The 8,473-nt window shown below is 64.4% G+C and carries 7 protein-coding genes and 1 pseudogene; 6 read left to right on the top strand and 2 right to left on the bottom strand.

From position 1 onward, the window contains the following. Positions 1-766: 766 nt before the first annotated feature. The 4 genes from NM2_RS46565 to NM2_RS46575 all read left to right on the top strand — a co-directional run bounded on the left by NM2_RS46565 (position 767) and on the right by NM2_RS46575 (position 3,404). Positions 767-1,929, top strand: a protein-coding gene (locus NM2_RS46565) for an IS3 family transposase (protein WP_157122078.1) whose coding sequence is annotated in 2 segments (ribosomal slippage) — positions 767-1,051 and positions 1,054-1,929 — 1,161 coding nt in all. Because the reading frame shifts where the segments join, the coding sequence is not laid out codon by codon here. Between the two features lie 98 nt (positions 1,930-2,027). Beyond that, positions 2,028-2,549, top strand: a complete 522-nt coding sequence (locus NM2_RS46570; RefSeq protein WP_067684155.1) for a hypothetical protein — start codon at positions 2,028-2,030, stop codon at positions 2,547-2,549. Between the two features lie 35 nt (positions 2,550-2,584). Next, a complete protein-coding gene (locus NM2_RS48595; protein WP_084532412.1) occupies positions 2,585-3,007 on the top strand; it encodes a hypothetical protein in 423 nt (140 codons plus the stop codon). 19 nt (positions 3,008-3,026) lie between these two features. Continuing rightward, on the top strand, positions 3,027-3,404 hold the full coding sequence (locus NM2_RS46575; RefSeq protein WP_084532413.1) for a phosphotransferase: 378 nt from the start codon (positions 3,027-3,029) through the stop codon (positions 3,402-3,404). Between the two features lie 639 nt (positions 3,405-4,043). On the opposite strand, the gene NM2_RS46585 is transcribed toward NM2_RS46575, so the two are convergent. Then, positions 4,044-4,889 (bottom strand): enoyl-CoA hydratase/isomerase family protein, encoded by an 846-nt coding sequence (locus NM2_RS46585; RefSeq protein WP_067684161.1) that lies wholly within the window; start codon positions 4,887-4,889, stop codon positions 4,044-4,046. A 113-nt stretch (positions 4,890-5,002) separates the two neighbouring features. On the opposite strand from NM2_RS46585, the gene NM2_RS46590 reads away from it, so the two are divergent. Next, positions 5,003-5,584 (top strand): TetR/AcrR family transcriptional regulator, encoded by a 582-nt coding sequence (locus tag NM2_RS46590; protein ID WP_067684167.1) that lies wholly within the window; start codon positions 5,003-5,005, stop codon positions 5,582-5,584. 385 nt (positions 5,585-5,969) lie between these two features. On the opposite strand, the pseudogene NM2_RS53290 reads toward NM2_RS46590, so the two are convergent. Beyond that, a pseudogene (locus NM2_RS53290) lies at positions 5,970-8,062 on the bottom strand (Tn3 family transposase); the annotation flags it as partial. Positions 8,063-8,127: 65 nt separating this feature from the next. On the opposite strand from NM2_RS53290, the gene NM2_RS50040 reads away from it, so the two are divergent. Next, positions 8,128-8,277 carry a hypothetical protein gene (locus NM2_RS50040; protein WP_157122081.1) on the top strand — a complete coding sequence of 50 codons (150 nt, stop codon included), beginning with the start codon at positions 8,128-8,130 and terminating at the stop codon, positions 8,275-8,277. The last annotated feature ends 196 nt before the right edge of the window (positions 8,278-8,473 follow it).

Genomic DNA, 8,473 nt, shown 5'->3' on the forward strand with positions numbered 1-8,473 from the left:
CCGATTACATAACTAAGTGCGGCTGGAGTATTAGGACGGCGCCGGGCCCGCCGGTGTGCTCGCGTTGCGGCGCGGAGCCGGTGAAGGTCCACAGCTACACCGGACGTGGCGGATCTGCCGGTCGACGACCGCTCGGTGGTCGTGCGGGTGCGGCGGCTGGTCTGCCCGACGCCGCAGTGCTGCAGAACCTTCCGTGAGCGGGTTCCCGGCGTGCTCGAACGCTACCAACGGCGAACCATCCAGCTACCCGGCCGGGTGCGGTCGATCGTAAGTGAACTGGCCGGTCGGGCGGCGGTCTGCGTGCTGGCCGCGTTGCCCAGCACCGCCACCACAGCCCACTCAAACGTCATCAGGGTCCTGGCCAGAGGAAAACCTCTGGCCAGGACCCTGATGAAACCGGTTCGGATTGGTGCTAATTTGTGGACCTTGGGGGAGCTTACTATAACTCGAAACCGCAGGTAGAAGCCCTGGAAGCCCTGCGTCGGAAGCTTCCCGATCCCGCCACGCCGGTTCCGCTTTCCGCCGATCGGCCCAAACCTGGTCGGGCCCGCCAGCTTGGTGCTGATCAGGTTCAGGAACTTATCGCCGGGTATGAGGGTGGGGAGACGGTGTATCAATTGGGTGCCCGGTTCGGTATCGAGCGGCGGACGGTCAGCGAGATTCTGCATCGGCACGGGGTGTCGATGCGTCGTCGGGGTTGGGTCTGCCGCACGGGTAGGTGACACCTGATTTGGCTTGCCGGAGGGTGAGCCGGAAGGATGCCATCGTGCCCAAGCCCTATCCCCGTGAGTTCCGTGACGATGTCGTGCGGGTCGCCCGCAATCGTGACGCCGGGGTGACGATCGAGGAGATCGCGGCCGATTTCGGGGTGCACCCGATGACGGTGTCGAAGCGGATGCGCAACGCCGACGTCGACGACGGGGTGAAACCCGGGACGACTACCAATGAGTCGGCCGAGGTGCGGGCGTTGCGGCGCCGGGTCAAGTTGCTTGAGCAGGAGAACGAGGTCCTCAAACGGGCCGCGGCGTATCTGTCGCAGGCCAACCTGCCGGGAAAATGATCTACCCGCTCGTCCGCGAGCTGGCCGCTGACGGAATCCCCGTCGCGGTGACGTGCCGGGTGCTGGGGCTGGCGCGCCAGCCCTATTACCGGTGGCTCGCCGCCCCGGTCACCGATACCGAACTCGCACAGGCGTATCGGGCCAACGCGTTGTTCAACGCGCACCGCGACGACCCCGAATTCGGCTACCGGTTCCTGGTCGACGAGGCCCGCGCCGCCGGAGAGCCGATGGCCGAGCGGACCGCGTGGCGAATCTGTTCACAGGCCGGCTGGTGGAGCGTATTCGGCAAGCAACGCGGCCGGACGAAGAAACCCGGCCCGCCGGTCCACGACGACCTGGTCCGTCGCGTGTTCTCCGCTGATGCTCCAAATGTCTTGTGGCTCACCGACATTACCGAACATCGCACGGCCGAAGGCAAACTCTACCTCTGTGCGATCAAGGACGTGTACTCGAATCGCATCGTCGGGTATTCCATCGACTCGCGGATGAAATCACGCCTCGCCGTTCGCGCCATCAACAACGCCGTGGCCCGGCGCGGAAGCGTGGCCGGATGCATTCTGCACAGCGACCGCGGATCCCAATTTCGTAGCCGAAAGTTCGTGCACGCCTTGGCAAGACACGCCATGGTCGGCTCGATGGGCCGCGTCGCCTCGGCCGGTGACAACGCCGCTATGGAGAGTTTCTTCGCGCTCCTGCAGAAGAATGTTCTGGACCGCCGCTCCTGGCCTACCCGGGAAGAATTGCGGATCGCGATCGTCACCTGGATCGAGCGGACCTACCACCGGCGCCGCAGACAGATCGGCCTCGGCCGCTTGACCCCGATCGAATACGAGACAATCATGACCCCACCGGCCAGTCAGGCCGCGTGACCGAAACTGTCACCTCATCCTGCAGCAGTCCCTCTGTCGCCGCCCGTGGTTAAGATGGCGCGCGTTCAAACACACTCGCCCGATTATGAGGACACGACATGTCAGATGATCAGCTGGGTTTGGATCTCGGGGTAGAGGTCAAGGTTGATGAGGGGGTGGAGGCGTGGGCGGATTGGATTGCGCCGGAACGGATGGAATCGCAAATACGTGAGCTGATTATCGCGACCCTTCCGGATATCGACAAAGATTTGCCAGCGGAAAAGTGGTGGCAGGATCCGCTGCTGGAGCGGATCGGCAAGGCGGTCGATGAAAAATTCGCTGATAAACAAGACATGATCATCTCGGACAACGCTGATGTCATTGACCAGTTGGCGCGGTTCGTCGGAGAGCATTTCGTGCGCATGGCGGGTGCGCAATGGGTGAATCAGGCTCCGCTGCGGCCAGGCAGGCCGATATACGACGTGATCGGTCCCGCTATCCGGTTCCAGCACGAGGAAGAACTGGAATTCAGTGCGCTCGCACTGGTGGATTGGATCATGACCGAGGGGTGGGTAGACGTTTGGTTGGCGGCCAGGAGCTACGCACGGGATTGGGTCGAGTGGCAGCAACGTAATCAGTAGCCCCTCTTTCGGTGCCGCCGGGGTAGGTGAATTTCATGCCTGATGATGAGTTGCGGAGGCATTGGGAGCGGGAGGAGTTCCGCGCCCGGCAAGCCCAAGAGAGAAATCTCGGAAAAAAGAACAATGAACGAGGGATGCACTTCCATTACGGCATGGCCCAGATGCGTGGCGAGACCCGTGAGAACGGATGGGTTCGCGAGCATACTGAATACGGGCTGGGGGGAGACGGTAAAGACTACCGGCGAATCGATCAGGCGCGTGTGGTCAACGCCCAGAGCCGGGAGTTCTCCGAGTGCAAGTCTGGCCGTGTCGACGGCGACGAAAAGACGTTGAATCAGCTTGCGATGGACCGTCAGCTACTCGAGTCTGGACGGTACGGCTCCGGGCGGTGGGTCACGGTCGACGGTAAGCGGATTTCGAAAGAGATTCTGGAGCGAGGTCTCCACCGAGAACGGTGACCATCCCGGCATCCAACTCATGGAGATACGGCGGCTGTGGTTGATGTTGCGGGAACTGCCCCGCGGCGGGAGCAAGGACGTGATGAATCATGGTGACCTGATTGCGGGGAACGTACTGGTATCCGGCGGCCGCCTGGCCGGTGTCATCGACGTCGGCGGTCTCGGACCGGCAGATCCCGCATTGGATCTCGTCAGCGCCTGGCACCTGCTCGATACGCGCCCGCGCCGAGCGTTCCGCGATCACCTCGGCTGCGACGAACTGGAGTGGGAACGCGGCAGAGCCTGGGCATTTCAGCAAGCGATGGGCCTGGTCTGGTACTACCACGACAGCAACGCGCCCCTGAGCCGGATGGGCCGACGCACGCTCGAACGCGTCACGGCCGACACGCCCTACTGACAATCGGGACCCCGGATAACGGGGTCGCTTCGTGTCGACGCTGCGCGGTATCGCCGCAGGCCGGATGCGATGATACTGGATAACAGCCCGTTATCCGGAGTAATTCCGCTGCCGGGGAGGCCACGTGGCAAGCCTGATGTCCTCATGTATGTGTGTCTTCTTCCCGGAATGACTCACCGGAAATGTCACTTCTCCCTCTGGTTCATTCAGGTTTCCTCCCAGAACTCCCAAGCCATGTCGGGGATGTGGAGTTCGAGGTTCGGGCCTTGATGGTCGCCGACCGCGATGCCTTGACATCGGTCGCCGGCCAAGTCGGGTGTGTAGCGGTAGCTGCGGAAGGAGGCGGTGCGGTCGGTGTGCAGGCGGAAGGTGTGGGGGCGTGGGAGCGGTTGGACAGAACGATGGTGAGTTTGCCGTCGGGCCGATTGAACGCGCGGATGCGCAAGTCGTCGTCGGAACCGTCGATTTCTTCGACAGTGAGGGAACGGCAGTTACAGGGCATATGCCGGACGAAGCTTCCGACGGCGTGCCAGTTGTAGGAATTCCAGCTCCAGTGGCCGGGTTCGAGGTCGGACGACCGGTCGTCGGTGTCGGTACTCGTGCGCCATACGCCCGACGTGCTCGTCGGTGCCTGACCGGTCACAGGTCGAGTCCGTCGGCGGAGATGCCGAGCATCTCGTGGGCGAGGCCGAATCCGAGGTCCTGCACCAGGCGGCGTTTCCAGGGTCGCTGCGCGATCGCGTGGGTGAATCGGCGAGCCGTCCGGGGTGCTCGCATGATCGCCGCCGCGATCTCCCAGGCGCGTGGCAGCAGCCGATCCGGCACCAAGACCTCGTTGACCAGACCGAGCTCGAGAGCCTGGCGGGCGTCGAGGGGCAGACCTGTATACATGTGGTAAGCAGCCCTTTTCGTGCCGATGAGTTCCTGCAAGGTGAGCTGTTGACCGTCTCCCGGCGCGGTGCCGGCGAGCAAATGCGGGTCCATGATGATGGCGGTTTCCGCGGCCAAGGTGATATCGCACAACAGCGCGAATTCGGTGTGCGCCGGGCTCGGTCCGTTGATCGCGGCGATGGTGGGAATGTCGATACCGAACACGAAGTTCTCGATCAGCTTCGTGGCGTCGTAGTAGGCGTGCTCGTAGGTGAAATCGTGCGGGCGCTGGCCCCGGATGAGTTCCTTGGCCGCCTCGCTCGGATCAATAGAGCGGGCGTCGGGCAGTCCGAGCCACTGGTCACCTGTCCCGGTCAGGATGAGCACCTCATTTTCGGGATCGTTGCCGATCTCCTGCCATGCTTGAGCCCACGCGTTGTGGGTGGCCCAGCCGAAACGAGCAGGGCCGCCGTCGGTGTGCATGCGCAGCTCGAGGATTCCGTCTCGGCGCTGCATCGCGAAGTAGTCGCGGTACTTCTCGGCATAGGAATCGAAACTCGGGCGGGCGACGAAGCCGCCGACCTGCGCGTGCCAGTCATCGAGTTCTTTGGGCATAGGACACCTCATGTTTGGGGGATAGACTCCGCAGTAAACGAAGCAGTGCTTCGAACATACGAAGCGGCGCTTCGTTTAGCAAGTGTCGTGTGATCACAAGGAGAGTGGAGTTCATGGACAGCGGAGACCGAGATTCCGGTTCCGTGATGCGTGCGGACGGTCGGCGCAATCGTGACCAGCTGATGCGCGCGGCTCAGGAAGTCTTCGCCGTCCAGGGGACAGGTGCTTCGCTGCGTGAGGTGGCACGCACGGCCGGGGTGAATGTCGCCACCCTCTACCGGCATTTCCCGACCCGTGACGCACTGCTGGGCGCATTGCTGGGCGACGGATTCGACCAGCTGGCCACCCGAGCGCAGGAATTGGCGGCGAAATCGGATGCCGCCGAGGGGCTCTGGATCTGGACTCGCACCCTCGTCGACGCGCTGAGCTGGTACGACGGGCTACCCGATTCGGTATCCGAAGCGCTGAGGGACCCGAATTCACCCCTACACGACAGATGTGAGCGACTCCGAGTTGCCGCGGCCGAGCTGCTGCACCGAGCTCAGCAGTCCGGGCAGGTGAGGTCGGATCTGGGCATCGATGAACTGCTCGCCACCAGCAGCGCCGTGGCGCGGCTGGCGCGACCGGCCGCCGATCCCGCGGCTGCCTCGGAGCGCTTTCTGACCCTGTTCATCGAGGGACTTACCACGGCGTAGGGCATTTACGCGCTGCACGTATGGACCGGCGACCGCTGGCGCACTTACAGCTGGCCCCTCGGCGGCCAATGGTTTGGATATCACCGCCCGGCAGGTTGCCGGATCAGTGTCGGCGGCAGCCCGTTCGCCTTCGGCTACGTGTCTCCGTCCCGCACTATCTGCGAGCCTGGAACCACGACCAATCCCAGAAAGGTCGGGTCGGACCTGCGCCGACCAGTACCCCAAGGCGGCGACTCCCGAGTCGCTCGACCACGAGCACGTGAAGCGCATCCTGGGGTAACCGGTCGGGCGAGGCGCGTTCGTGAGCGATCCAGCACGTAGGGTGATGTGGTACGACATGTCGGCGCCGGTGCGGTCCGCCAGTCATACGGGGTCCCTCAGCGGATCAGAACAGCGTGTCACGCACCCGCAAGGGCCGGTACCCGGTCGGTCCGAGCTGGGCAAGTTCGGCATCGATATCGACCTCGATCGCGCCGAAGAAGTTGATGTTCTCGCTGTGCGCGGGGGAGATGTGCGCCAACACTTCGTCGTCGATCCGGCGCCCGGCTCGGCGAATCTGGTCCACGGCGAGCCCGTAATACTCTGTGGTCCAGGCTATTACGGCGTTGGTGGCTAGGGTCAGGCACCAGGCTTGCTCGGTTTGATCTTCGAGCTGGCGGGCGCGGATCATGCCCTCGTGCGCGTACAGCAGGTCCCGCCGCAGAGCGTGGAGGGACTCGCCCTTGTTGAGCTGACGGGAGATCTTGCGCCGATAGTCCGGATCGGACAGGTATTTCGCAGCGTAGACGGTGCGGCGCAGCGCCCGTACTCCTTGAGCGCGGTGGCCAGGGTCTTTTGCCGTCCGGAGGCGGACAGCTTTCAGGCCAGCAGCGAGGCGGTGGCGTGCCCGAACTTCAGCGACCCGGCCAGCCGCAGCAGATCGTCCCAGTGCTCGGCGATCAGCTCGAGGTTGGCCCGCCGCGTCATCAGCGGTCCGGCGTGCGGGAACCGGGCCTCGGTCTCACGGCGGGCGCCGGGCCGGTACAGGGTGATCCGGCCCAGGTCCCGGATCCGGGGTGAGAGCTGCATCCTGAGTAGGTCGAACAGCCCGAAGTTGACCAGAGTCACGCCGTGGGTGTCGGTCGCGTGTTCGGTGATCGGCAGATCCGTTGCGTTGCCGAGGATTTCGTCCAGCACGTAGTGCGCTTCACGTTTCGTGGCGACGATGATCTTCGTACCGTAGGTGGCATGCTGATCGGTGACATGAGTGTAGGTCGACAGCACCCGGCCGCCGTGGATGACCATCCGAGGTCGACTTGCCACGCACCGGGAACCGCTGCCCATCCGACGACGACAGTGTGCCGCCGCCAAACACTGCGGTCAGCGGCAGCCGCTGGTGGCAGTCGATGATCGCGAGGTTCGCCGCACGCAAGGTCTCTTCCCGCACATACCACTCCGAAGTCCACGCCAGGATGTCGTAGGAGATGCCGCAGGCCTCCGCCATCCGGGTCAGCCCCAGGTGCGTCGAGTGGGCCAGCAGCACCGCAATGAGGTTGCGTTTGAGTTCCGGGGTGCGGGTCTGTTTGCCCGAGGCGTGAGTGAAACAGTCCAGGTAGCCGGTGCGTTTGTCCAGCTCGATCAGCAGCGACACGATCGGCGCGAACGGCAGCATCTCGGTCAGCTCTGCCTTGAGCGAAACCGCCTCCGCGGGAACGTCTTCTGCGGTCAACGGCGAGATCACCAGATCCCCGCCCTCGTCCACACACACCGGCCCGTCACCGCCGGACAGCACCGCCTCCAGCTCACCGACTGCCTCGTGCAGCTCGTCGGTCATCGCAGCCAGGGCCTCGCCGGGGTCGGCGGGTTTGCCGACCAGGCGGCAGAATTCGGCCCGCTGCGGCGTCCATTGCTCGGCGGTGAGCAGGTAGGCGGCCGGGTCCGCGTAGCGGCGCGAGCCCGGCACGTACACGTCCCCGCTGCGCAACCCGTCCCGCAGCCCCAGCAGTACGCACAGCTCCCAGTAGTGCCTATATGCGGCGGCACTGCCCGATTTCCGGGCCTCCTCGAGATAGCCGCGCCACTTCGTCGGCACGAACCCCGCCGGGCCTCGTCGAACACCTTCCGGCGACCGATCGCGTTCAGCTCGCGCAGCATGTCCACCGCGAGCAGCAACTCCGTCGCTGCGGTGCCGCTGGCGAACCGCACCGCCGACAACACCGCCGGGGTGAACTGCCGCAGATAGTTGTACGACGAATCCAGTGCGGCCAGATGCCCGTGATCACGCGGAAGACGGGGCTCGGCCTGCGCGATCGCCGCCCGCAGCCGATCCCACCCGATCTTCTCGCCGCGGATCAATCCGCCGATCTCCTCGTCGGTGATCTGCGGATCGGTGACGATAGCCAGTAGCTCGTCCAGCAGGGCTTGGCGGTCCTCACCGGATTTGCCGCGCTCGGCCAGCTCCTGCTGCATGCGCCGCTCCGCCTGGCCGAACTTCGCCGAGCTCCGCAACCCGCTCTTGCGGCAACGGCTGCCGATGGTACGGATGGTTGCGGTAGGCGTAGATCATGCGGCCCACCGCGTTGCGTGACTGGCACGACCAGGGAAGCATCACGGTCGCCGTAAGTAGCGGACTGGAATCCGCGCCGAGCGCGTTACGCGGGGTCTTCGAGGGCGGCAACCTCGGCGAGCAGTTGGTCCAGATCGTGCAACCGTGAAGTCGCCATCGCGACAGCGACCACCAGCCGATCACGAAAGATGGCTGCGCGCCTGACCGCCTCTGTGCGGAATTGTCTCTTGCGATATAGCCGTCGTCACAACTTTTCGGCTGCGGTGCACAGGACCGCGTCGAGCAGGCCGGGAAAGTGGGCGTTGAGTTCGTCGCGTCGCAGGCTGAGCATGCGCCGGGCTCCG

Origin of the sequence: Nocardia miyunensis NBRC 108239, assembly GCF_001613065.1 — a bacterium.
In the GTDB taxonomy this organism is placed as follows: Bacteria; Actinomycetota; Actinomycetes; order Mycobacteriales; family Mycobacteriaceae; genus Nocardia; species Nocardia miyunensis.